The sequence below is a fragment of the Microvirga tunisiensis genome, from assembly GCF_009296175.1.
GTDB classification, from domain to species: domain Bacteria; phylum Pseudomonadota; class Alphaproteobacteria; order Rhizobiales; family Beijerinckiaceae; genus Microvirga; species Microvirga tunisiensis.
The window spans coordinates 1-24,268 of record NZ_VOSK01000078.1; the positions used below are offsets into that span (position 1 = coordinate 1).

Annotated in this window: 23 protein-coding genes and 3 pseudogenes; 7 read left to right on the top strand and 19 right to left on the bottom strand. The window is 61.2% G+C overall.

Annotated elements, in window-relative coordinates; genetic code table 11:
* Nucleotides 1-285 precede the first annotated feature (285 nt).
* Nucleotides 286-1,884, top strand: a complete 1,599-nt coding sequence (gene pdxR, locus FS320_RS18905) for a MocR-like pyridoxine biosynthesis transcription factor PdxR (RefSeq protein ID WP_152713359.1) — start codon at nucleotides 286-288, stop codon at nucleotides 1,882-1,884.
* Nucleotides 1,885-2,019: 135 nt separating this feature from the next.
* Here the strand turns inward: pdxR and FS320_RS18910 are convergent, their stop codons facing one another.
* Nucleotides 2,020-2,736, bottom strand: a complete 717-nt coding sequence (locus FS320_RS18910) for a cupin domain-containing protein (RefSeq protein WP_152713360.1) — start codon at nucleotides 2,734-2,736, stop codon at nucleotides 2,020-2,022.
* A 50-nt stretch (nucleotides 2,737-2,786) separates the two neighbouring features.
* A complete protein-coding gene (locus FS320_RS18915; protein ID WP_162003148.1) occupies nucleotides 2,787-4,046 on the bottom strand; it encodes a flavin monoamine oxidase family protein in 1,260 nt (419 codons plus the stop codon).
* A gap of 198 nt (nucleotides 4,047-4,244) precedes the next feature.
* On the opposite strand from FS320_RS18915, the gene mgrA reads away from it, so the two are divergent.
* The 3 genes and pseudogenes from mgrA to FS320_RS18930 form a co-directional block, all read left to right on the top strand.
* Complete coding sequence (mgrA, locus tag FS320_RS18920) at nucleotides 4,245-5,264, top strand: L-glyceraldehyde 3-phosphate reductase (protein WP_152713362.1); 1,020 nt, start codon at nucleotides 4,245-4,247, stop codon at nucleotides 5,262-5,264.
* A 20-nt stretch (nucleotides 5,265-5,284) separates the two neighbouring features.
* A pseudogene (locus tag FS320_RS48000) lies at nucleotides 5,285-5,418 on the top strand (IS6 family transposase); the annotation flags it as partial.
* A gap of 21 nt (nucleotides 5,419-5,439) precedes the next feature.
* Nucleotides 5,440-5,753, top strand: a pseudogene (locus FS320_RS18930) (transposase); the annotation flags it as partial.
* Between the two features lie 41 nt (nucleotides 5,754-5,794).
* Here FS320_RS18930 and FS320_RS18935 read toward each other — a convergent pair.
* The 13 genes from FS320_RS18935 to FS320_RS18995 form a co-directional block, all read right to left on the bottom strand.
* Nucleotides 5,795-6,013, bottom strand: a complete 219-nt coding sequence (locus FS320_RS18935) for an ABC transporter permease subunit (RefSeq protein WP_152713363.1) — start codon at nucleotides 6,011-6,013, stop codon at nucleotides 5,795-5,797.
* A 264-nt stretch (nucleotides 6,014-6,277) separates the two neighbouring features.
* A complete protein-coding gene (locus FS320_RS18940; RefSeq protein WP_152713364.1) occupies nucleotides 6,278-7,117 on the bottom strand; it encodes an ABC transporter permease in 840 nt (279 codons plus the stop codon).
* The gene (locus FS320_RS18945; RefSeq protein WP_152713365.1) at nucleotides 7,114-8,004 is read right to left on the bottom strand and encodes an ABC transporter permease; all 891 of its coding nucleotides are present in this window, start codon (nucleotides 8,002-8,004) and stop codon (nucleotides 7,114-7,116) included. The genes FS320_RS18940 and FS320_RS18945 overlap by 4 nt, the downstream gene beginning before the upstream one ends.
* Complete coding sequence (locus FS320_RS18950) at nucleotides 8,001-9,095, bottom strand: ABC transporter ATP-binding protein (RefSeq protein WP_244627221.1); 1,095 nt, start codon at nucleotides 9,093-9,095, stop codon at nucleotides 8,001-8,003. The genes FS320_RS18945 and FS320_RS18950 overlap by 4 nt, the downstream gene beginning before the upstream one ends.
* A gap of 68 nt (nucleotides 9,096-9,163) precedes the next feature.
* On the bottom strand, nucleotides 9,164-10,243 hold the full coding sequence (locus FS320_RS18955) for an ABC transporter substrate-binding protein (RefSeq protein WP_152713366.1): 1,080 nt from the start codon (nucleotides 10,241-10,243) through the stop codon (nucleotides 9,164-9,166).
* Between the two features lie 162 nt (nucleotides 10,244-10,405).
* A complete protein-coding gene (locus FS320_RS18960; protein WP_152713367.1) occupies nucleotides 10,406-11,155 on the bottom strand; it encodes an IS6 family transposase in 750 nt (249 codons plus the stop codon).
* Nucleotides 11,156-11,303: 148 nt separating this feature from the next.
* Entirely contained in the window at nucleotides 11,304-12,299 is a 996-nt protein-coding gene (locus FS320_RS18965) for a Gfo/Idh/MocA family protein (RefSeq protein ID WP_152713368.1), read from the bottom strand.
* Nucleotides 12,296-13,177, bottom strand: coding sequence for a sugar phosphate isomerase/epimerase family protein (locus tag FS320_RS18970; protein WP_152713369.1), 882 nt, complete (start codon nucleotides 13,175-13,177; stop codon nucleotides 12,296-12,298). Before FS320_RS18970 ends, FS320_RS18965 begins: the two co-directional genes overlap by 4 nt.
* 32 nt (nucleotides 13,178-13,209) lie before the next feature.
* Nucleotides 13,210-14,046, bottom strand: a complete 837-nt coding sequence (locus FS320_RS18975) for a carbohydrate ABC transporter permease (RefSeq protein ID WP_152713370.1) — start codon at nucleotides 14,044-14,046, stop codon at nucleotides 13,210-13,212.
* Nucleotides 14,043-14,963 carry a carbohydrate ABC transporter permease gene (locus FS320_RS18980; RefSeq protein WP_152713371.1) on the bottom strand — a complete coding sequence of 307 codons (921 nt, stop codon included), beginning with the start codon at nucleotides 14,961-14,963 and terminating at the stop codon, nucleotides 14,043-14,045. The genes FS320_RS18975 and FS320_RS18980 overlap by 4 nt, the downstream gene beginning before the upstream one ends.
* A 64-nt stretch (nucleotides 14,964-15,027) precedes the next feature.
* Nucleotides 15,028-16,236 carry an ABC transporter substrate-binding protein gene (locus FS320_RS18985; protein WP_152713372.1) on the bottom strand — a complete coding sequence of 403 codons (1,209 nt, stop codon included), beginning with the start codon at nucleotides 16,234-16,236 and terminating at the stop codon, nucleotides 15,028-15,030.
* Nucleotides 16,237-16,265: 29 nt separating this feature from the next.
* On the bottom strand, nucleotides 16,266-17,255 hold the full coding sequence (locus tag FS320_RS18990) for an alpha/beta hydrolase (protein WP_152713373.1): 990 nt from the start codon (nucleotides 17,253-17,255) through the stop codon (nucleotides 16,266-16,268).
* The gene (locus FS320_RS18995; RefSeq protein ID WP_244627222.1) at nucleotides 17,255-17,947 is read right to left on the bottom strand and encodes a GntR family transcriptional regulator; all 693 of its coding nucleotides are present in this window, start codon (nucleotides 17,945-17,947) and stop codon (nucleotides 17,255-17,257) included. The genes FS320_RS18990 and FS320_RS18995 overlap by 1 nt, the downstream gene beginning before the upstream one ends.
* Before the next feature lie 94 nt (nucleotides 17,948-18,041).
* Between FS320_RS18995 and FS320_RS19000 the strand changes: the two genes are divergently transcribed.
* The 3 genes from FS320_RS19000 to FS320_RS19010 all read left to right on the top strand — a co-directional run bounded on the left by FS320_RS19000 (nucleotide 18,042) and on the right by FS320_RS19010 (nucleotide 22,128).
* Nucleotides 18,042-19,124, top strand: coding sequence for an ABC transporter ATP-binding protein (locus FS320_RS19000; protein WP_152713374.1), 1,083 nt, complete (start codon nucleotides 18,042-18,044; stop codon nucleotides 19,122-19,124).
* Nucleotides 19,125-19,528: 404 nt separating this feature from the next.
* Nucleotides 19,529-21,466, top strand: coding sequence for an EAL domain-containing protein (locus FS320_RS19005; RefSeq protein WP_152713375.1), 1,938 nt, complete (start codon nucleotides 19,529-19,531; stop codon nucleotides 21,464-21,466).
* Between the two features lie 275 nt (nucleotides 21,467-21,741).
* Entirely contained in the window at nucleotides 21,742-22,128 is a 387-nt protein-coding gene (locus tag FS320_RS19010; protein ID WP_152713376.1) for a 6-carboxytetrahydropterin synthase, read from the top strand.
* Between the two features lie 43 nt (nucleotides 22,129-22,171).
* Here the strand turns inward: FS320_RS19010 and FS320_RS19015 are convergent, their stop codons facing one another.
* The 4 genes and pseudogenes from FS320_RS19015 to FS320_RS19035 form a co-directional block, all read right to left on the bottom strand.
* Nucleotides 22,172-22,669, bottom strand: a complete 498-nt coding sequence (locus tag FS320_RS19015; protein WP_152713377.1) for a PACE efflux transporter — start codon at nucleotides 22,667-22,669, stop codon at nucleotides 22,172-22,174.
* 54 nt (nucleotides 22,670-22,723) lie between these two features.
* Nucleotides 22,724-23,401: pseudogene (gene folE, locus FS320_RS48005) on the bottom strand (GTP cyclohydrolase I).
* A gap of 24 nt (nucleotides 23,402-23,425) precedes the next feature.
* Nucleotides 23,426-23,611 carry a hypothetical protein gene (locus tag FS320_RS19030; protein ID WP_152713380.1) on the bottom strand — a complete coding sequence of 62 codons (186 nt, stop codon included), beginning with the start codon at nucleotides 23,609-23,611 and terminating at the stop codon, nucleotides 23,426-23,428.
* Between the two features lie 481 nt (nucleotides 23,612-24,092).
* Nucleotides 24,093-24,268, bottom strand: a 176-nt coding sequence (locus FS320_RS19035; RefSeq protein WP_192926244.1) for a transposase, incomplete at its 5' end; no start/stop codon positions are given.

The window sequence follows — 24,268 nt, forward strand, 5'->3', positions numbered from 1 at the left end:
ATGCGTTTGCCCGGCAAATGCGGCTCCATCCGATCCCACTGGTGATCTTTCAACATCAGACGAACTCCGCTCACCCAAGCCTCCGCGCCCAAAAGGAGCTTGAATCAGATTTGCGAGTCCGTCGAAAGCCTGAATGTCAACGCGCTCTAGAGTGAAGACCTACTAATTTGATCCGAGGAGTGATTCAGTGTCCATGTCCGAGGCCCCGGTATAGGCCCCGGACCCTTGCCAATCTGCCAGCACCCCCGCAAGAGCGTAACAGATCGATGGTATCAGGATCACATCATGCGGCCCGAGCATAAAAAAGCTTCCAGCTACGGCGTCGCAATGCCCTCGCGGATGCGTGCCGCCGAGCGGACCCATGCCCGATCCCAGGTGTCGCTGGGATGGCGCAGCCTGGTCCTCGGCCTCGGCGCGGGTCTCGACAGATCGGGCGCGCCGCTCCACGTCCAGCTCTACGAGAATCTCAGGGCGGACATCCAATCCGGAGCCATCCAGCGCGGTTCCCGCATGCCCTCATCGAGAACCCTGGCCAAGAGCGCCGGGCTGTCGCGCAACACGGTCCTGCTGGCTTTCCAGGAGCTTCTCGTCGAGGGCTATCTCGAAACGGTGCGGGGTTCGGGGACCTACGTCGCGCAAACCCAGCCGGCGCCTCAGTCTCCGGCCCAGGCGCCATCCGGCAGGCGGCCTTCAAAGCGCGAGAGCATGGTCAAGGATATCCACGAGACGGGTCCAGATCGCTATCGCGAGATTCCCGGCTTCATCCGGACCCTTTCCTATCCGAAGCCCTTCCGGGCTGATTATCCGGCGATCGACGAGTTTCCGCTCAAGCTGTGGATGCGCCTGACGCGCCGCGCGATCGACGTGCTGGCGGGCGATCCGGCCCGAATGCTGGGCGAGTGCGATGCCGCGGGCTATCCCCAACTGCGGGAGGCGATCGCCGCCTTCGTCAGCACTGCGAAAGGCCTTCGCTGCACAAGCCGCAACATCGTGATCTTCGCTGGCCCACAACAGGCGCGCGACATCATCCTGCGGGTGCTCACCTCCCCCGGCGAGACCGTCTGGCTGAGCGACCCTAGCCCGCCGCGCGTACGCATGTCGCTCAGCGCGGCCTCCGTCGAGGCGAAGCCCGTCGCGATCGACAGCGAGGGCTTCGATGCTCATCTGGCCGAGGCGTGCCATCCCGAATGCCGGACGGCGTATGTCTTTCCCGATAAGCAATTGCCGCTCGGGACGACAATGAGCCTCGCCCGGCGGCGCCAATTGCTGGCGGTGTTGGAAGCCAAGAACGGCTGGATCATCGAAGACGACAGCGCTGAGGACTTCATCCAGCAGACGAACATCCTGCCGGCACTGCAGACGCTGGATACCAGCGACTCGGTGATCTATCTCGGCTCGCTGAACAAAATCCTGTTCCCATCTCTGCGCTTCGGCTACGCGGTCGTGCCGGATCGCCTCGTCGAGGCGGTGGTTGGCGCGCGCGCCATCGCCGGAGGGTTCGCCCCGCTGATCGAGCAGGTCGTGATCACGGATTTCATCACCGAAGGCCATCTCGCGCAGCACATCCGCCGCATGCGGAAGGTCTACGACCAGCGACGGCAGCAGATGCTCTACGCCGCGGCGCGGCATATTGGAGAGTTCGTCGAACTCGATCCGGCGTCCCAGGGAACTCAGATGATCGGGTGGCTGAAGATACCGGTGGACGAGGCGGCCCTCGAGCAAGACGCGGCGGCCATCGGGCTGCAACTGGGGTTTCTGTCCCGCTTCAGTGCGCTCGGCACGCTTCGGCAGGGCCTGCTGCTCGGCTATGGCGCGTTCGACAGCAGCGAGATCGAACTGGGCATGGAAAAGCTGGGCAGGCTGCTCAAGGAGCATGCGCACTAAGCTGCCGAGGAGAGGCCGAGGCACCGCGCCGTCGTCCTCGAAGCTACGAAGCGGTCTCTTGGAGGATCAGCTGCGAGTGCATCTCAAGTCGGCTCCCCGAGAGCAGGCAGCCCAATGCCGGAGGGGCGATGTCGTTCAGCCGGCCTGCTTGAACACGCAGAAGATTTTCTGGAAGGCTCCGCCGGACCCGAGCGAATAACGCGCGCCCTTGGCAGTGAAGAAGATGTCGCCCGGCGCGAAGCTGCGCAGTCTGGTACCGTCTTCGCCGTCGACATCAGGCGTGCCTTCAACGATCTGCATCAGTTCATGTTGCTGGGCCGCGAGCGGCTTGCGGCGATAGGCACCGCAACGCCAAACGCCGGCGAGCATTTGGCCGCTCTCATCTTTGAAATCCACGCGGCTCTGCGCGACAGGCGGCGGCTCCGTCAGCAGCGAGTCGGCCGGTGGCGCGCTCCCGGGGCCAAGAGGGCCGAATGCCGCGATGCGCGCCAGCTGCCTGGGAGCGACAGCCGCATGCTGTCCCTCGTGGATCATGAAGACACGCTGCAGGTCGGCGGATTGGGACCAGCGGCAGGCGAGCCCCTTCGGCACCACGGCCGCGTCACCCGCTTCAAGCAACTCCTCATGTCCCGCGATCACGAGGCGCAGCTGCCCGCGGCGCACCAGCGTAAATTCGTGATGGGGAAACGAGGCGATCGTGAGCGACAGAGCTCCCCCCTCGACCTCGCCGTTTGCCACGCGGTTGTCGGCATCGACGAAGCGGTAGCGGCGGCCGTCATTCAGCGCCCCTAGCTCGCCGGAAAGCCATGCAGGTGCCGACAGCGCGTCCAGCGGCAGGGAAAAGTCGATCAATGGAGACGAGGCTGCGGTTCCTTCGCGCGGCGGGGCGGGTGCGTCTGTCGTCATCGGAGCGATCCTTCATCGAGGTGAGCCAGGGCTGCGGCGGCGGCCTTTTCACCGGTGGTCCAAGCGCCATGAACGGTGGAATGCCAGTTCTTCGAGCAGGCTTCCCCGGCAAAGAACAGCCGCTCGCCGACGGGGGCAGCGAGCACGTCCCGCTGTTCGGCGCGGCCCGGCATCGCGTAGGAATATCCGCCGCGCGAATAGGGATCGTTCAGCCATCCGCTCGCCGCGACAGGCGCGAGCGGCTTGACCGCCCCGCTGCCGAAGACCTGCCTGATTTCGCTGCCAGCGAAGTCGGCCATGGCCGCCGCGCCCTCGCTCTCGAGCGTCCTGGCAATGGCGTCTCCAAGGAACATCTCGAGCAACGGGCGGCCCATCGGGCGGATCTGATAGGAGCCCGTGGCGCTGTTGGTCAGGGAGCCGACGAAATGCGTGTCGTCGGGCAGCCCGTCGATCGTTTCAGGCAGATGGAAATAGATCTTGTTATTCACCCCCAGCGGCAGCTCCTCGATCGCGGTGACTTTGGCGGCCGGCAATTTTGGGAAGAATGTCACGGCTTCGGCCGCAAGCACGCTCGGAGGAACCGTCAGGATGACGCAGCTCGCCCGTAGCGTCATGTCGCCTGCGGTCACGCGGACCGATTGTCCCGACCAGTCGATCATCGTGACCGGCGCTCCGAACGCGATCGGAAGGCCGCCGGCCAATTGTTCGAGCAGATGGCCATAGCCATGCTCCGGCCGCCAGTTCGTGCCGGTATAGGAACGATAGCGCCGCGCCGTCGTCGAGACCTTGTCGGGGCTCGACCCGGTGTTCCAGGTCGTCATCGCAGATAAAAGGGGATTCCAACGTGAACCCGTGTCGAGGCAGGCGGCGATCGGACGGTCTTCGGACAGTTGGGCCGCCGCATCGACGCGCGCGAGATAGGCGTCTTGCGCCTGGCTAAAATCGGCGATCTCCGACGGGCTGAGGCCGCTTAGTCTCAGCCGCTTGGGCCAATCGTCCTGGTTGCGGGTGCTGATCGGCGATCCGACGCTACGCGCCAGCGGCACCATCGGGTTCTGCTCGGCCGAATGCATCCATGCCGCGCCGAGATCGATGACCGAGCCGTCCGGGGCATGCACGGTCCAGGCTCGGCCGCCCGCACGCTTACGCGCTTCCAGGAGTATGCAACTCTTGCCTGCCGCCACCACCCGTCGCGCAGCCGCGATCCCCGCCGCGCCAGCGCCGACGATTGCCATGTCAATATCGCTCTCTGCCATATCCATCCCCACCGCGGAGTTCGTGCCAATATTCGACAGCAGCGACCGGCGTGAACAAGCTCCACATTGCGATCGGCCGCGGGAGCCACTTGCCCTGGGATTGGCCCCTGCCCTGCTGCGCCAAGTGGCGCTTGTTCGCCAGCTGCGAGTCAGCGCACAACGGATGCAGGTTTACATCAATCGTCGAGACCAATAACTATGCCGAGCCAGACGCGATACGATACGATGATCTATAATCGCTGCGGTCGAAGCGGTTTGAAATTGTCAGCTCTCTCCTTGGGGCTCTGGCACAATTTCGGTGAGACAACGCAGGCATCAACCGGCAGAGACATCTGCCGGACCGCTTTCGATCTTGGCATCACCCATTTTGATCTCGCCAACAACTACGGGCCGCCTCCGGGCTCAGCGGAGACCGCCTTCGGCAGGATCTTGCGCGAGGACTTCGCGGCCCATCGCGACGAGATCGTGATCTCGACCAAGGCCGGCTATCGGATGTGGCCCGGGCCCTACGGGGAATGGGGGAGTCGCAAATCGCTGCTCTCCAGCCTCGACCAGAGCCTGAAGCGTCTCAACGTCGACTATGTAGATATCTTCTATTCGCATCGCTTCGACCCAGAGACTCCGCTCGAGGAGACCATGGGAGCGCTGGATGCCGCCGTGCGTCAGGGGAAGGCGCTCTATGTCGGCCTCTCCTCCTATAATTCCAAGCGCACCCGTGAAGCGGCGGCGATCCTGCGCCGTCTGGGAACGCCCTGCCTGATTCATCAGCCGAGCTATTCGATGCTCAACCGCTGGATCGAAGAGGACGGGCTGCTTGACGTCGTCGCGCAAGAAGGAATCGGGACGATCGTATTCTCGCCGCTGGCGCAGGGCCTGCTGACCTCCAAATACCTTGATGGAATCCCGGTAGAGAGCCGCGCGAACAATGCGCCGTCCTTCCGTCCGGGCTTCCTCAGCGCGGACAATCTGAAGCGCATTACCGCGCTGAATGAGATGGCGGCGAGCCGCAACCAGTCTCTTGCCCAAATGGCGCTCGCTTGGGCCCTGCGCGGCAACCGCATCACCTCTGCCCTGATTGGCGCGAGCCGGGCGGAACAGGTCACCGAATGCGTGGCGGCGCTGGGCCATCTGTCGTTTAGCGACGATGAACTCGCGCAGATCGACCACTACGCGGTGGATGCCGGCATCAACCTCTGGGCGGCCTCGGCCGAACGATAGCCCACAGCAAGCAGCGGCACCTGCGCCTGGTCGAAGAGGTGCTGACGCGCGAGGCACTGAGGTCAGCTATGAGACAGTGCGCCAGTGGGCCCTGAAGTTCGGCCAAGGCTTTGCCAATGAGATCCGTAGGCGACTCCCGTCACCGGGAGACAAGTAGCATTTAGACCATCCCGGTTTCTGCTCCGGTCGGGAGTTTTCCGCTTGGCTGGGACTTACACCGCGGCAGAACCCGTCGGGCGGCAAGGAGCGATTGGGGCGGATCTCGAAGATGGGTGATGGCTACTCGCGAACGCTGCTGGTGGTCGGGGCCACGGTCGTCATGCGCTATGCCCGTACGAAGACAGCGGTGAATAAAGCTTGGATCAACAGTCTCCTGGCTAACCAGTTTGGCTGGTCTCAGTGGCTCTGACCAACAAGACGGCTCGGATTGCTTGGGCGCTTCTAGCCAAGGCAGAGATCTATCGATCTCCCGTGGTGGCTGCCGCATGAGTGCTGCACAGGTTAGGGTCCTCAGTTTGCGCCAGTAGCGTCTAATAGACCCGGGTCTGGATGCGAATGTAGTTCGCCGTTCCGAGCAGGTCCATGACCGTGATTGTCGAGATCAGGACGATGGAATTGAGCAGCATGATGTTCTGACCGCCGAAGGTGGGAAAGCTAATCCGGAACGCGCCCGGAATGATGATCAGCAACAAGATCGTCCAGCCTTGCAGGCCGAGCGACTTGGCGGCCTCGATCTCGCTCCGAGGCACGCTCTACACGCCGCGCAGGATCTCGTCGGCATTGGCCGAGAAGCTCAGCGTCAGCGCCGCGAAGGCATACCAGTAGCCCTCTCGCAGGAACGGCCAAGCGAAGCTGTGGCGTACGAAGGGACCGGGGCGAACTGGTTTCCGAGGCCATAGAAGAGGATGGAGGCTAGGATCAATAGCGGCGTGCCGCGGATGACCGTGAGGAAGCGCGACGCAGCCCAACGCAGCGGCGCGTCGCCGGACGACCAGGCTATGGCGGCGACTGCGTCATCCCGCGGAGGCCCCCCGGTCGATCGGGCTGCTGACGTCACGGCGGCTTCGTCCTGCGGCGCGCGGGGCGAGCTGCGCAGCAGCCATAACGACGATGGAGAGCAGGATCAGCAGCGACGCGATTGCGGCGATCACCGGATCCGTCTCGTCCCGCAGCGAACTGAACATCTTCTTGGTGAGCGTCGCTCGCTCACCGCTCGAGATGAAAATCGAGACGACGACCTCGTCGAAGGACGTCAGAAACGCGATGAGCGCTGCGGCGATGATCGAGAACTTCACCTGCGGAAAGATGACGTCGTCGAAGGCCTGCATGCGGTTCGCGCCCAGGTTGCGCGCCGCCAGATCGAGATTCCAGTCGAACTGTCTCATCCCTGCGCCGATCAGGAGGATGACGAATGGCAAAGCGAGCGCCGTATGTGCCAGCACGAGCCCGGCGAGAGTATTGTTGAGCCCGATGCGCGAATAGAACACGAAGACGCCGACTGCGATCAGCACCGCCGGAATAACTGCAGGCAGAAGTATGATGCCGACGAGCCTCGCTGCGAAGCGGCTGCGGCCGAGATGTAAGCCATAGGCGGCGATCGTGCCACAGGAGACCGAGAGCACGGTGGTGGCGACTGCGACCTGAAGCGAGATCGCCGTCGCCCGGTGCCATTCCGCGCTGCTGAAATATTGCTGGTACCATCGCAGCGACCAGCCCGGCGGGGGGAATGTCAGGAACTCCGAATCGGAGAAGCTCATCGGGATGATGATGAGGATCGGCAGGACGAGAAATAGCGCGACCGTGATCGCGACGGCGTAGAGCCAGATGCGGCGAAGCGCTATGGAGGCAATCATGAGTGGGCTCCCAGCGCGTTTCGCAGACCGCCGAACTTCGCCATGCAGGCCATGATGGCGCCGGCGACCAGGATGAGGGCCACCCCCAACGCACTGGTGGCGCCCCAGTCAGAACTAATCATCAGGCTCTGTTCGATGCGCATCGCCCAGGTAATGACCCGGCCGCCGCCGAGCAGCGCGGGCGTCACGTAGAATCCGAGCGCGAGTACGAAGACGATGATCATCCCGGCGGCGAGGCCGGGCAGCGACATTGGCGCGAAGACGGACCAGAATGCCCGGGTGCGAGAGGCCCCAAGATTGGCCGCCGCCATCATCAGGCTTGGATCGATCGCCTTCATGGACGCGTAGAGAGGCATGATTAGAAAGGGGAGCATGACATGCACCATGCCGATGATCGTCGCGCTGAAGCTGTTGGCCAACGACAGGGGCTGCTCGATCCACCCCGCTGCTATCAGCATCTTGTTGAGCACGCCGCGACGCTGGAGGATGACCTGCCACGCATAGGTTCGAACGAGGACGGAGGTCCAGAGCGGGAACAGCACAAAGCAGAACAGCAGTGCTCGCAAGCCAGGGCGCAGGAGAAGCAGCAGGTAGGCTAGCGGGTAGCCGAGAACAGCGCACAGCACCGTCACCAGAACGGCCAGCTTCACCGTCGTCAGCATGGATTGCGCATAGCTCGGGGTCATCAGCTCGGCGAAGTTCGCGAGCGTGAGGCCATCTCGCCCCCAGAAGGAATAGGCCAGCAGCCACAGCGCCGGACCGATCACGACGACGAGGATGACGAGCAGCGCAGGCCCCGACAGCCAGGCGAACATCCTGGCTTGGCTTCGTTCGCTGCGCACAATCTCGAGTTCGTTTGGGCGCGGCTTGGCTCCCGCCTCGCTCATGGAAGCACCAAGGTCTGCTCGGCGGCGAGCGCCAGATTCACGGACGAGCCGAACGCGAGATTACGGATGCTCTCAACTTGACGCCCTGACAGGCGAAGCCCGATGTCTTGGCCATCGGGCAAGCCGACGAAAGCCAGCGAGCTCTCGCCCTGGAAGATCAGTTCCTTGAAGATCCCGCGCAGGATGTTCTCGCCGGGACGGGGGTCATCCTCGGAAATCTCGAGATATTCTGGCCGGATGACGAGAAACTGCCGGGAGACTGGGCTGGACAAGGGGCCGGGCAGCAGTAGCCGCTGCCCGGCAAATGATGCCTCATCGCCTGAGACGGCCACGGGAAGGAAATAGGACTGGCCGACGAAATCAGCCACGAACCGCGAGGCCGGCCGGTTGTAGAGCTCGCTCGGAGCGCCGATCTGCACGAACTGGCCCTTGTCGATCAGCGCGACCCGATCGGACATGGTGAAGGCCTCGCGCTGGTCATGCGTGACGAAAACAGTCGTCAGGCCGAGATCCTGATGCAGGTGCCGTACCTCGATTTGCATCTGCTCGCGCAGCTTCTTGTCGAGCGCCGAGAGCGGTTCGTCCATCAACAGGATGTCCGGCTCGAAGACGATCGCTCGCGCGAGCGCGACGCGCTGGCGCTGCCCGCCGGACAACTGGTCAATGCGGCGCTCTGCGAACCCGTCCAGCTGAATGGTCTGCAGAGCGCGCTTCACTTTCGCGGCGATCTGCACCGCCGGCAGCTTCCGCAGGCGCAGCGGATATGCGATGTTCCCGCCTACCGTCATGTTCGGGAACAGGGCGTAGTTCTGGAAGACCATCCCGATTTTGCGCTTGTGCGGTTCGGTCAGCGTGACGTCGCGCTCGCCGAAGCGGATGCGCCCCGAACTCGGCATGGTGAAACCCGCGATCGCCATCAGCAGCGTCGTCTTGCCAGAGCCCGACGCACCAAGAATCGACACGAACTCGCCGCGCGCGATCGACAGCGAGACATTATCGAGCGCGGTCATGGAGCCGTAGGTTTTGGTGACGTTCTCGATCTCAATCGGAACTGACTCCCGTCGCTTCATGGCACGTTTCTCAGCCATCATCTATGTTCTTCTCCGAGCGCGGCGGCGGCACGGCGTGCCGCCGCATCAATTCGCCGGCCTCCGGCGGGCTACTGCTGCAGGAAGCTCGTGAAGCGCTTTTCCACGGCCTCAATGTTGTTCGCCCACCAGGACACGTCCTGCACGATCGCGTTTTTGCGCCGTTCCGGCGTGCCCGCCATCTGCTTGACGGCGTCGGCCGAGATGATCCCGGTGTCATAGGCCTTTGGATTGGCTGGGGGATAGCCGCCAACGGCCACGGCGAAGCGTGCCTGTGGCTCCGGCTTCGCCATATAGGCCATCAGCTTCATAGCCGCGTCGCGGTTCGGAGCGCCCTTCGGAATCACCCAGCAGTCGAACTGGAGGATCTGCTGGTCATAGGTGAAATCGACCTCCGCACCGCTGTTCTTCAGTGCCTTGGCACGCCCATCCCAGAGCACGCCGATATCAGCCTCTCCATCCTTCATGAGTTGCATGGACTGGGCCCCGGAGGTCCACCAGGCGGCGACGTGCGGCTTGATCTCCTCCAGCTTCTTGAAGGCGCGGTCGAGGCCGCCGGGCGCCGAAAGGGCTGTATAAACATCGGCTGGCGCGACGCCGTCCGCAATCATGGCGGCCTCGAGCGCGTAGAGGGGGCGCCGGCGCAGCGAGCGCTTGCCGGGATAAGTCTTGACATCCCACAAAGCGGCCCAGCCTGCCGGCTTCTTGTCCTTGAACGTCTCGGTGCTCCAAGCGATCAGTGCGGTGAACTCATAGGCCGCAATCCAGCTCTTGCCGTAGCTGGATTGCGGCATGCCGGACACGTCGATCATCTTGTAGTCGAGCGGCTCGAGAAGGCCCTCGCGCTCGACCATGGGCGCGCTGTAGCCGCCCTGACTCATGATATCGACGGCTGGTCGGCCCGAGGCCACCTGCGCGCGAAGATCGGCGATCCCGTTGCCGGAATTGCTATCGACTGAGATCTTGATCCCGAGTTCCTTCTCCGCCGGATCGAGAACCGCTTCCCGCATGGCTTTGGCAAAGGCGCCGCCATCCATCTGGATCGTGACGACCTGTTGTGCGAGGGCCGGCGATCCGGCAGCGACGAAGGCGATTACGCCGGCGAGCACGCAGCGGCGGCTCGCGACCCTGGATAATGGAAACAAGCGCATGTGATCCCCATTTCGTATCTGCTGTCGTTAGCAACAGGATGCTCTGGGGATCGAGCGATACAAGTTCCACTTTTACAACGGCGCTAAGAACAACTTGGAAACAACGGTTCTGTCGCAAATCCGGCACAGGGGCGGGGAAGTAGCAGGTGCACCGTGCTGCCCTTATGTGGCGAGCAGGTGAAACTGCTCGGCGAGCGACAGCTGCTGCCTGCAGGCGTACTTCGCCTGTCCTTTGCGCATCATGTGGATCATCTCGATCCCACCCAAGATCACCCGAGCGCTGTCAACGGCCTTGAAGCCGAGCATCGATCGCACGCGGCGTTTGACAGCGCGGTGATCCTGCTCGATGCGGTTGTTGAGATATTGACTCTGCCGGATCCTGATCGTCTTGAGCCTGCGTCCTGACCGGTCCTGCAGCCGACTCTCGGCATCACACGACAGGATGGCTTCCCGATTGGTTTGGCTTCCGTCGATCACGATCCTCTCAGGCCTACCATGCCACTTCAGAGCTTGGCGCAGGAACCGCTTGGCAGCCGTGAGGTTGCGCCGCTCGCTGAACCAGAACTCGACCGTGTCGCCATTACTGTCGATGGCCCGATAGAAATACGTCCAATGCCCGCGGACCTTGATATATGTCTCGTCGACGTGCCACTTGCCGGTGACGGCTCGCTTGCGCCGGTTGAACCGCTCCAGCAATTCGGGCGAGTAGCGCACAACCCAGCGATGCACGGTCGCTTGGTCGACAGAGATCCCTCGCTCGGCCATCATCTCCTCGAGGTCGCGTAGACTAAGGCTATAGGCCAGATGCCACCGGACGCGGAGCAGGATCACCGAACGATCAAAATGCCTGCCCTTGAAACTGCTTCCCTCCTTATCTGAGCCAAGGGAGCAGTAGCTGAAACTCTGAAACAAATTGTTGCGACAGATCCTCTTTTGTTCGCCGTCGGCAATCGCGACAAGGCCGCAACCTATCGTCCATGGTGACTGCCCATGAAAAAACCCGCCACAAGGCGGGTTTGGGATCTCTGTAATCCGCTCGGTACTTAGCCAGAGACTGATCCTAAAGCTCAAGCAGTTGCCGAAGCCTCTCTAATCGCTCCATCGCCACAACGCCGTCCGTGATTGTCGGCGCTGCAGACGCCTCCCCGCGGAATAGCTTCACCGCATCCGTCAGAAGGGCGTGATAGCCCTTGTGATCTTCATTGGCTGCTGCGGTGAAGTTGGGCTTCCAGGTCAGGGTATCAACGTCGTCATTCAACGTTGCCGCGAGATCGTCGGTCTTGAACGGTGGGTTCCGGTCCCACCGGACCTCAACGACGTCATCGATCTCTAGCCGCTGATGGTCGCCCATCAGCTCGATCCGCTCGACGGGTGTGCCGCGCGACTGGATCGTTCCCATGGCGATGGTGCCGATTGCACCGCACTCGAAGCCTAGATCCACGTGGAAAAGGACCCGCCCAGGAGCCGCCTCGACTTTGCGGGCATTCATCTCACGCACCGGCGAGACGAAGAACGACACAAGGTCCATGTAGTGGACGCAGTGGTGCAGGAAGAAGCCTGAGTAATCGACATTGCCCGCAAAATAGGTTGGGGCCGTCATGTAATAGCCGGTCAGGCCCAAGACTCGTCCAAAACGTCCGGATGCGATGATGTTGTGGGCGATCCGGTTGCCGATCGAATAGCGCTTCATGAACCCGAGGACCAGCGGCTTGCCGCTGCGCTCGGAGGCTCTCAGAAGCTCGCGCGCTCCTTCGGCCGTGGCGGCCGGCGGCTTTTCCATAAAGACAGGAAGGCCGCGCTCGAGCGCAGCCTTGCCGAAGGCGAGGTGCTGGTCCGGGCCAACGGCCATGCCCACTATGTCGATGCCAGGGGTGTTGATGAGCTCGTAGGCGTTCGAAAGCAGGTTTTTCACCCCGAACTGCCGGCCTGCCTGGGCCAGCCGCGTTCCGTCGACATCGCACAGAGCGATGATCTCAACGTCGTGGCGCACGAACTGAGGGAGCAGCATCTGGGTTGCGTGGGTACCGCAACCAATCCAGCCAACTTTGAGGGTCATCGGCGATATCTCGTCAGGTTCAGGTGGGACTTCAGGAAGGAGACGCTATCGGCAAGTCGCTCGCTCTCGTCCTCGTGCGGAGGCCGCCATTGGGCGAAAGGAACCCCGAAGCGATCATCGTTGCGACGGAAAGGCTCAAGGGAGATCGGGCCGGCATAGCCGACATCGTGGAGCGCGCGGCAGACCTCGACCCAGTCAGTTGACCCGGTTCCCAGAAAGCCACGATGGTTTTCGTTTGCCTGGAAATGGATGGTGCGGGAGCCCGCGAGGCGAATAGCCTCTGGGATTGAGGCTTCCTCCATGTGCATGTGGAACGTATCGAGCATTAATCCAATCGCCGGGTGGTCGACGGCGTCAAGAAGCTCCATAGCCTGCTGGGTGGTGCAAAGCACATCGCTCTCGAAGCGGTTGAGAGGCTCGATAGCAAGTTCAATGCCAATCAAGGCCGCATATTGGCCGGCCTTCTGCAAGCCGGTCACGCAACGCTCTTTACGGGCAAGCCGCTCGCTCTCCTCGACCGGAGCGGGCGGGCGACCCGCGAACACCAATGGGTTGCCTGTTAGGGGACCACCCACGATCTTGGCGCCTAATGCCGCAGCACAGTCGGCGGCATAGCGCAGATAATCGATACCTGAGTAGTGGGCTGTTCGATCCTCGCTTGCTAGGTTGCGCTGGAGATTGACTCGCGCCGCCAAAACCACGGCAAGACCGGCGTCATCGAGGGCGCGACGCGCAGCGTTCAGATCGATCTCGCCTGGCTCGGGCACGAGGAGCTCAACGAAGTCGAAGCCGAAAGACTTCATCTGTCCGAAGAGCGGAAAGTGTTCGGCCGTGAAGGGCCGGGCGTATTGCATGGATATTAGACCGATAGGGTTCATGATCGTCCTTGCTTTGATTTCGTGATCGCGGATCAGCCTTTAACGGCGCCTTGCGTAAGCCCACCGATCAGGCGGCGCTGGGCGATGAGAAACAGGATCGTGGCCGGCAGGGCGCCCACCACGCCGCCTGCGGAGAGCAGACCCCACTCGATCTGGTACTCGCCGATCAAGGTCTGGACGGCGACGGTGACCGTGCGCACGTTCCGCCCGCCGAGCGTAAGAGCATAGAGATACTCGTTCCATGCGGTGATGAAGATGTAGATGCCGGTCGAGATGATGCCCGGCATAGCCAGCGGCAGAATGACCCGCCTGAGTGCCTGAAGTCTGCTGCAACCATCGGTCATCGCAGCCTCGTCGAGACTCTTAGGAATCGCGTTGATATAGCTCGTCAGCATCCAGACGGAGAACGGGATGGCTACCGTCGCATTGGCGATGATGAGGGCCGCATGGGTGTCGAGAAGACCTAAGCGCCGCATCATGACGAAGAGCGGTAGGATCAGCAGCACCACCGGGAACATGTTCACCAGAAGGAACTGCATCATCAACACCCGACGACCGGCGAAACGGAACCGCGAGAAGGCATAGGCTGCGGTAACCGAGACGAAGAGGCCGAGCACGGTTGTTCCTGCCGCCACGATGAGGCTGTGGACCATATTGCCGAGGAACGAGGTTCGGGAGATAAGGCGCAGATAGTTCTCCAGGGACCAGCTAACCGGGCTGATGGCGACGCCCACGGCGGCAAGCCTCTCCTGTGGCGTAAAGGACGTCATCAGCATCCATAGGAACGGTCCGAGGGCCAAAAGAACGATGCCGAGCGCCGGAAGGTCGGTCGTCAGGATGCGCCGGGTTAAGGTTGGCTTGCCTATCATCGCTCGACCTCCCGCGACGTGCGTGCAATGTAGATGGCAACGACAACGCCCAGCAGCAGCGTGAACATCACAGCGATGGTGGTGCCGTAGCCAAAATCTAGGTTCTGTCGTGCCTTGACAAAGGCATAGAGAGGTAGCGTCTGGGTTGCATAGCCAGGCCCGCCGCCGGTCATCACGAAAATCACATCGATGGAGTTGGCAACCCAGATGATGCGCAGGAGGCCTGCGGTCGCGAGCACGCCCGCGATACCGGGCAAGGTCACGTGACGGAACTGCCGCCATGCGCTTGCGCCGTCAATGGATGCGGCCTCGTAGCGGCTTCTGGGAATGCCCTGGAGACCGGCAAGAATCATGACCGCGAAGAACGGGAATCCTTGCCAGGTGAGGGTCACAACCACCGCGTAAAGAGCCTTGTCAGGGTCGGCGAGCCACGGAATCGCGGACTGAATGATCGACAGGCGCAACAGGATCTCGTTCAGGACGCCCGTATTGGCATCGTAGATCCAGCGCCACATCAGCGCGATTACAACACTGGGCAGCGCCCACGGGATGATCACCAGGGCTCGGGCGAGCCCGCGCCAGGGGAACTGACGGTTGAGAATCAGTGCTGCAATCAGCCCAAGTCCCATCTGCAGTGGGACCGTCAGGCCGATCCAGATAGCCGTATGCTTGAGGGTGATCCAGAAAACGGGATCCTGGACGAGCTTGATGTAGTTGCCCAAGCCCACAAAGCGGGCCGCATTGGGCCTGAACAGCACGAATTCGTACAGACTCGTGACGACCGCCTCAATCATCGGCAGGAAGACAATCACGACAGTTACCAGAACGGCGGGCGTGAGCAGGCCGTAGGGGAGCAGGCGGTTGCGCCACGCGCGCGCCGGCGCCGCATGGTCCGACAAGGCTGCAGTAAGGGACATGGGCCAAATCTCTTGTCGAAGCGGGACGAACTGCGCCCCATAGGGCGCAGTCGCAGCGAAGCGTTTACTGAGATGCGAGGAGTGTCTCGATCTCCTTCATCATCTGCTCAGCGCTGATCTGACCTGTCAGCGCCCGCTGCATGGTCGTGGGCCATACGGTGTTCACGAAATCCGCCGTGGCCGATGTTTGGGGCAGGACCGCCGCGAACGGCAGTGAGGCAACCGTCGCGTCGACGAATCGCTGCTCATGCAGCTTCCAGTTCTTTGATCCGCTCTTCGTGACGGTAAGCTGACCCGTTGCCTGATTGAAGAGGACATTGTTCTCCCCTTCGGCGAGGAACGAGATCCACTTCCAGGCGGCGTCCTTCGCACTGGAAGAGGAGAAGACAGCCAGGGACTCGTCGCCATAGGATGTCCAGGCTTTCTCACCGCACTTGGGAACGGGAGCTGCTGACACTTTATCGCCAAGCGCCTTCACGATATCGGCTGATGAGCCGATATGGTGAATGGTCATTGCCGTCTTGCCGCCCTTGAATGCGCCCAAGATTTCTTGGAATCCATCGTTCGGGGCCGACGGCGGGAAGACTTTGTGCACGCGGTGAAGATCAATGAGCCATTGGTTGGCCGCAATCGCTTCCGGCGTCGTGAGGCCACCCTTTTCGAACTTGGCGCCTTTCGGGAAGACGAAGGTGCCCCATTGGTCCCAACCACCCTTGCCGCCGCGGAATCCAAATCCGTATTGGTCGGGCGCCTTGGTGAGCGTCTTTGCGGCGTTGAGAAACTCCTCGCAGGTTTTCGGCGGCTCGAGGCCGGCAGCCTTGAACAGGTCGGGGCGGTAGTAGAGGTAGAGCACCACATACTGGATCGGCAGATAGTACTGCTGACCATCCGGTCCCTTATTAAGAGTGAGCAAGTTATCGAGAAGGTCGGCCTTGCCGGCCCACTTCTCGAGCCGGTCGCCGATCGGCTCCAATGCACCCATTTCCACGAGCCGCGGCTGGGCAAAGAGCTTCACCATCGCCGCATCAGGTGCATTGCCGCCGACGATGGATGTGTAGAGGTTGTCGTAGTAGCTGTTCCATGGGATGTTCTTGGCTTCGATCTTGATGCCGGGATTCTGCGTTTGGAATTTCTCGACCAGCTTCGACATCGGGTTGTCCGGATTGTCGAAATGATACCAGAAGCGCACCGTTTCCGCCTGTGCGCCGCTTGCGAGAGCCAAGCCAGCCGCGAGGCTGCAGGCTGCCAAAAGTTTCTTCATCACCGTCTTCATCGTTTCCTCCATTGCAGTGATTGGTGTTTTTATCCGTTGGTCTGTGCCAACTTTCGCGCGGCAGCCCCTGCCGCGGCCAAGGCATCCCGCGCCGCCTGAAGCGAGGCGGTCATTTGTAGAAATCCGTGCACGACACCTGGAATGACAGTCACAGGGTCGTCTCGTCCCAACTCGCGCAAGCGCTGGCCGAGGGCGAGCGTGTCCGACAGGAGCGGATCGATTCCCGCCGCCTGCAGCCACAAGGGTGGCAGCGCCCGGAGTTCGGCATCCGAAGCCTTTAAGGGGGAGGCAAGCGGGTTGTGCCGGTCCTCTTCGTTCGGAACATACCAATCCCAATACCGCTTCATCTTCGCGCTGGTCAGGCCTGGCCCCTCCGCAAAGCGGATATAGGAGGGCAACGTGTTATCGCCTGCGTAGACACCATAGAAAAGAAGGGCTCCCTCGGGGAGCTTGCGCCCTGAACGCTGCTCATGGATCATCGCTGCAAGTGCAAGATTGGCGCCTGCGGAATCTCCCGACACCAGGAGAGGTCCTGCCTCAAGCGCTAAGGATGATGGATCCGATGTTAGCGCGCGCAGGACCGCCACAACATCCATGAGGCCTGCGGGATAGGGATGTTCCGGTGCGAGCCGGTAATCCGGCACCACGACCGCCATGCCCGATTCAACAGCAAGAACACGCGCGCATCGTTCATGGGTCTCGGGGCTGCAGAAGGCGAATCCCCCACCGTGCACAAAAAGAAGGGCGCCGCCTATGCGGCTTTTGGGAACCAGCACTCTAGTGCGGCACTCGGCCGATCCGAGTTTGAGATCAGCGGGGATGTGATATTCGCGAACATCGGCCATGGCTGGAAGGTCGACGTTCCAGCGCCAGTTGCCCTTCGCCGCCGCTGCGCGCCCCTCGGCTGCGGATAGCAGAGTTGGATCGGGCTGAGGTCCGTCCTCCTCCAGGACGTGTTGCATGAGTGCGGCCATTTCAGGCGACAATTCGGTGGAAAGGTCCTCTGGGCGCGCGTGCATCACTGCTCTCCGTGCGTGAAAACTGCGGGGCCGAGGTCCACGATCGTGGCGATGTGGTGCGCCAGCGCCTGTGCGGCTGCAACCCCGTCCGCGCGCTCGACTGACTCGAGAATCGTGTAATGGCGTCGGGCTGTTGCCACCAGATCCCGCTCTCCAGTGGACTGGGAGATCTTGAAACGATGGTTGTGAACGAGGCACCGGTGCAGGATCGGCTCGAGGGCCGGGAGATTGGCATCCCGCAGCAGACGGCGATGAAAGTCTCGATCGTGCTCGGCGAGCTTGTATTCGTCACCCTCCAGAGCCGCCTCCTCCATCCCGCCGATCAGCCTTTTGAGATCGGCGACGAGCGTTCGACTCGGCCTCTGCAGGGCCCTGACGACACCGCGGCATTCGATGGATTGACGGAGCCGGAACATTTCAACGGCCTCATCCGCCGTGCAGTCGGCAACCCGGGTGCCGCGATGCCCCTGCCGTATGACGAGACCCTCCTCTTGCAGCTGGAGGAGTGCCTCGCGCACTGGCCCCTGGCTGCACCCGAAGACTCCGGCGAGTTCGAGCTCGATGAGCGGCTCACCCGGCCCCACCCCACCCAACATGATCTCCCGCTTCACGGCCTCGTAGACCTCACCGGATTTCGCCGGGCGAGGCGCAGAGGCCTGGTGAGACCGTTGGAGGTTGAGGCTTGCCATCATTGTCTTGCTACTGGTTGCACTTCACCGCAACTACCATTATTGATAATGATAATCAACTAGGATCAGCTAAGATCCGCTGATGGAGGAGACGGAAATGGCCCAGATCAGGCTCGAACAGCTCAAGAAGAGCTATGGGAGCGTCGACGTAGTCCACGGGATTGACCTCGCTATCGGCGACGGCGAGTTCCTCGTGCTTGTCGGGCCCTCGGGGTGCGGGAAGTCCACCCTCCTGCGGATGATTGCCGGTCTTGAAGAGATCACATCAGGTACGCTGCGCATCGGCAACAGCGTAGTGAACGATCTTTCCCCGGCTGACCGCAACATAGCAATGGTGTTTCAAGACTACGCGCTCTATCCACATATGAGCGTGAGCGACAACATGGCTTTCGGTCTCAAGATGCGAAATACACCTGCCGACCAAATCAAGGATCGGGTCGGCACGGCTGCGGAGACTCTTAAGATCACACCTCTGCTGGATCGCCTGCCGGGACAGCTCTCGGGTGGTCAGCGTCAGCGCGTTGCTATGGGTCGGGCAATCGTCCGTGAGCCGGAAGCGTTCCTTTTCGACGAGCCCTTGTCCAACCTGGATGCGGCCCTGCGAGTGGAGATGCGCCTTGAAATGGCCAAGCTTCATCGCCGCATGCGTGCCACGACGGTTTACGTGACCCACGACCAGGTTGAGGCTATGACACTGGCCGACCGGATCGTTGTCATGAACGCCGGGCGCGTAGAACAAGTCGGCCAGCCCCTTGATCTCTATCACAGGCCACAGACGCTGTTCGTTGCCCGTTTTATCGGCAGCCCGATTATGAACACGTTCGATTTGCGGGCTGAGCAACGCCACGGCGTCCTTGGTCTGCGGCTTCAAACAGATAACATCATAGAGGTTCCGGCATCCTCGTTTCAGAATTCCGGAGATGGCGCGCCCATCACGGTAGGCATTCGGCCGGAGGACTTAGGCGTCTGCGATCCCGACAAGGCTTGGCTCACGGGCGAGACTGTTGTCGTAGAGCGACTTGGCGGGCAGGCCTATGCCTACCTCGATGTCGGAGGTGACCGTCTCCTGACCGTAGAACTGCCGCGGTCGAGCGAGGTGAGGCCTGGAACTGTTTTGTCTGTTGCGGGCCAGGCCGACTCCCTTCACGTTTTTGCTGAAAGTGGCAGGCGTCTGAACTGAGATTGCTCCACTTTCACCCGTGGCAATTTCACAGCACTTGGCTTTCGGCCGATGCTTGCTTCCAGCAATGTCACGTCAAGCAGGTAGATGCCGCTTTGGACCGGAATCTGGCTGGTCTAACTCTATTGAAATCGCGCAATCCAACTCTCGCTGTGGGAGCAATAGATGAGATCAAAAACGGGTTGAAGTGACAATGGTCTTGCGGAGTTGTTCTTAGATAGCAGGACGGGCTGACGTCTTAGCTTTGCGCCTACAGGCGAATTTCGTTGAACATTTTTTATGGAACTTAAATTTTGCCCGGGTGAGCCGGGAGCATAGGCGTTTTGCACATCTACCGATACTTAACAGTATTCCGTCATGATGCGTCGAGATAGGATCGGCGCATAATCTCCAAGGATGTATCCGTGTCACTGCGCACACTCAAAGTGATTTTTGGTGCCGTCACCGTCTGCTTCCTCTTGGCGAGCGCCTATATCGCGGTGCTGGTGACAGAACGTCAGAAGGTCCTGGGAGATATTACGCACTATAATCCGGCTTGGCACGCAAGCCAGGCGGTTTCAGAGTTTATGCGCCTTGAGCGCCGGTTGGATGCGTTCAATGTCCAAGGCCGGGGCGTCAATAAGGACGAAGTCGAACTCCGGTTCGAGATCCTTCTCAGCAGAGCGAAGCTCCTCATCGAGGGCCGTTTCCAAAGCATCATTCAGGACGATGTTGATCAACTGGCCACTCTCCGTCGTCTCGTTGATGTCTTGGTCTTGATGCAGCCTCTCATCGCCGAACTCGAGCACCCTGGTTCCGTTCAGCAGGCGCTTCAGCTCTTGGAGCCGCTGGAGCCACGGTTGCTGCAACTCGCATCCTACGCACAAATCCGTGGAGGTGAGAGGATCGCCCAGGATCAGCAAGAGCTCAATCGCCTGTACTGGATCTTCTCGGGACTATCGCTTGGTCTGATCCTGCTTGGTCTGATCCTGATCGGCCTCTTCAGCAGGCATAATCAGTTGCTGGAACGAGCACATAGCGACCTCCATGCTCTCACCGGTCATCTCGCCCATGCAGCCAGCCACGACGCATTGACCGGCTTGGCGAACCGCGCGCTCTTCCATGAGCGATTGGCGGCGTATCTCACCAGGCGGCAACAGAAGGGGATCCGGTTTGCTGCCCTATGCTTGGATCTCGATCGGTTTAAGAGCGTCAACGATACCTTAGGTCACGAGATTGGCGATGCGCTTTTGAAGGTTGTCGCTAACCGCCTTCGGAACTGCTTGCGCGATGGCGACATGGTCGCGCGCCTCGGTGGCGACGAGTTCGGAATCCTCCAGAAGGTTACGGGCGAGCGCGAACCCTGCACCATTCTTGCGAGACGCATTGTGGAGCGGCTGAGCGCCCCCTACTCTGTTGACGGGCGTGAGATCGTCATCGGCGCCAGTGTTGGTATCGCTCCAGTTGAACCAGACATTGTCTCGCCCGACCAGATGCTGAAGCGCGCAGACCTCGCCCTCTACGAGGCTAAATCTCAGGGGCGTGGCATGTTTTGCTACTTCGAGCCAAGCATGGAAGCGCGGTTGGATGCACGCCGGTCGCTTGAGACCGACTTGCGCAAAGCCCTGGCCAACGATGAGTTCGAGCTGTTCTTCCAGCCTCAAGTCGATCTCAGGCTCTATGAGATCAACGGCTTTGAGGCGCTTCTTCGCTGGCGCCATCCCAAATGGGCCAAGGTCTCGCCGGCAGAGTACATTCCGGTCGCCGAGGACATCGGGTTGATTTCGCCGCTTGGCGAATGGGTCATACGAACGGCTTGCACTGAAGCAGTCAAATGGCCACGGGACATCAAGGTTGCCGTCAATCTCTCGCCTGTTCAGTTTCGCAACGGGACCCTTGTGCAAAGCGTGCGCCATGCGCTGGAGAGTACCGGGCTTGCTCCAAGGCGACTCGAACTGGAGATCACCGAAACGTCCCTGCTCGATGAGAACGAAGCGACAATGGCGGCTCTGCATGAGCTGCGCCGGCTAGGAGTACAGATTGCCATCGATGACTTTGGGACGGGCTATTCATCTCTCAGCTATCTTCGCAGTTTTCCGTTCGACCGGATCAAAGTCGATCGGTCCTTTGTGCGGGATCTCTCATCACGGCGTGATGCGATGACGATTGTACGATCAATCGCAAGCCTTGGAGCTGGACTTGGCATGTCCACTGTTGCTGAGGGCATCGAGACGAAGGAGCAGCTTACACAGGTCCAGACAGCGGGCTACACGGAGGCTCAGGGCTACTACTTCGGACGTCCCAAGCCGGCCCATGAGCTGGTCTATTCACTCGACGCGCTGTTATCGGCACCGTCAGCCTAAATCAAGGGTGATAACATAGAGCATATCGATGGCTAGGCACTCAGCTGTACACGACCGGGCACCCTCGTGCGGCCGGGCGCTCTGCGACCATCACTCATGATTTCAGCTGCAGGGAACGACAACACTGTTTGCCGCCCGAAACCGCAGCTCACCCTTGGCTGCAGAGACTGCGTTGTGATAGCAAAATTGGCCTCGGGTGTTGTCCGTCTAACCCAAGATTTATGTGATCAGCACACTTTTCACCCGAAAGAAAACAACGACCAGGAGCACGATTGATGAAGACATACTGCGAGTTTACGTTCGAGGCTGCGCACTCGGTGGCTCCCTATTCCGGGCTGCACGGGCACACCTTCATCGTCAAAATCACCTTCGGCGGGGCCGTCGACGAGGTCTATGGCTGGCCGGTCAATCTCTATGACGTCGAGAACTACATCAAGGAAATCAAAGGCGAGCACGGATCGGGCCTGGACCATGGCAACCTGGACCTCAACCCTGAGATCGGCATCGCCTCGCTGGAGAACGTCACCACGTATATCTGGAGGCTCGTGAAGGCCCGCTTCCCCAACCTCGAAGAGGTCGAGCTCAAGCGCGGCATGTCCGGTTCATCGGAAGGCTGCATCTATCGCGGTGAAGCTGCCATCAGCAGCAGCCTCGCGGCCTAGCCCAGTGTCAGGCCTGTCGGAAGGTGTGAGAGTTCACCCCATCTCAGGCAGGCTTGCCCTTCATCCATCCTGTGATCCAGCCTGACGCATTCCCCGGTGAACTCGGCTGTTGGCTCGCTGACCCCTGCCGCGCAGGCACGCTCAATATGCGATCGTAAACCCAATTGAACACGAACGCGTACAGGACGTAGACCAGGGCGAACGCCACGTCCATCAGGAGGGCTTGGACAAGGCTGATGCCGAGATAGCATGCCATGAGGGGTGTCAGCATGGCCAAGAGCCCTGCCTCAAACAGGACAGCCTGCAGGACCCGCATGGGGATGCTCTTCCCAGGTCCGCCGCTCAGACGCTGCAGGACAGCGTCGAAAGCTAAATTGTAGGCGTACGTCCAAACCGTTGCGATGATGGCACAGGCCATCCTGACCACGGTGAGGTCAGCCAGCGGCAGGTCGAAGGCCCACGCGCCGAGCGGCGACACCAGAGCAAGGCCGCCGAGTTCAAAGCTGATGGCGTGCCGGATGCGATCACCAGTCGAGCGCATGGTTCGAGAGCCTCATGAGAGAAGAGCGGGCTGAGCCGCTTGGGTGCGGCAGGTCTACGCTGCTCCGGCCCGGTCGAGGGCGGTGCACTCCTGCAGGAACTCGCCCTTGAGGGCAGCATCCTGGGCCATGTCGCCCCAGTAGTAGGTGTTGACCATGCGGCTGCGGTGGCTGGCGCGCACGCCGCGCTGGGTCTTGCACATGTGCACGGCGCTGATGCGCACCGCCAGCCCACGGGGAGCGGTCATCTCCATGATGTAGTGGCCGATCTGCTTGACCAGCTCCTCCTGGATCTGCAGGCGCGCGGCGAAGTACTCGACGATGCGGTCGTACTTCGACAGGCCGATGATCTTGCCGTCAGCAGCTGGCAGGATGCCGACTTAAGCCGCCCCGTAGATCGGCATCAGATGGTGGGCGCACATGGAGCGCAGCTCGATCGGCCCGGTGACGATGAGCTGATCATAAGCCTGAGCGTTGTCGAACTCGGTGATCTTCGGCGGGGCGGAGTAGCGGCCCCCCAAGATCTCCTCGACATACATCTTGGCCACCCGCTGGGGCGTCTCACGGGTGTTGTGGTCGTTCCGGTGATCGATGCGCAAGATGTCGAACAGCTCCTCCAGTTTGTGAGCCGCGGCGGCGATCATGGCTTCACGCTCACCCTCCATGAGTGGCTGGTCGAGCGTCTCGTTACACAGGCGTGCAAGGTGCAGATCACGAGTGTGGAAGTTCATCATGGCCCCTACGGATTTATTTTGTGACTAGTTTGAACGATTGATGATCTGAGTCACCAGCAGGGCGAGCGACAGCCCGGCCAAGATCACGACCAGTATGAGGGTGATCCAGGTTACTTTCTCATGCCGCGCCAGCCGGGCGTCGACGGCTTCCAGCCTTTGCTGCTTCGCCCGCTCATGCTTTGCCTTATCAGTATCGTCGTAGGCTTTCATTCATGCCCCTAGGCAAAGTTTTTATACCAGTGCTCTACCAGCCCCCTGCCTCCATGGGAAGATGGTCCGCAGGTGCGTCAAATCGCCCGAAAGCAGCGTTATAAAAGCCCCCCGCCCATCGAGTTCCGATCTCCGGCCAGGCAAATGCCCCAACCACGGAATGGTTCGCAGCGGATCAAGCCGCAACGGCCCAGATTTTCAGGGAAGGTCGACTGGGACGGCCTAAGCTGACCAGGCTCTTACGTCCGAGGAGTGCCAACAAGAGTCATTCCCGTTTTGGTTGCCCAAGTGATGCGGATCAGGGATTTTCGTGCCTTCAAGCAGCTAACCGTTCCTATTCACCAGAGTTTGTTTCGGGGCCTATTTGGTAGCGCGGGCGTGCCGATCCGCTGCGTTTCTTTCACCGCGGCAAGGTCTGGAACGTGGGGAACGCGTTGGCAGGGACGGGATGGGATGACCGGGGCGATGGCAGCCCCGGCGCTCAGGGCGAGGCCGCCCGGGGCTGGGGTGCCAGAGCGCTCGCAAGACGCCGGACGAGATCCGCTTCCGGACAGCACGAGGCAAAGGCCAGTCGGATGCGGCTGGTGGTTTCCTGCACCCGCACGGCGATCTTGAGCAGGCGCAACCGCAGCGTTGCGAACTCCGCCCGGGCGAGAT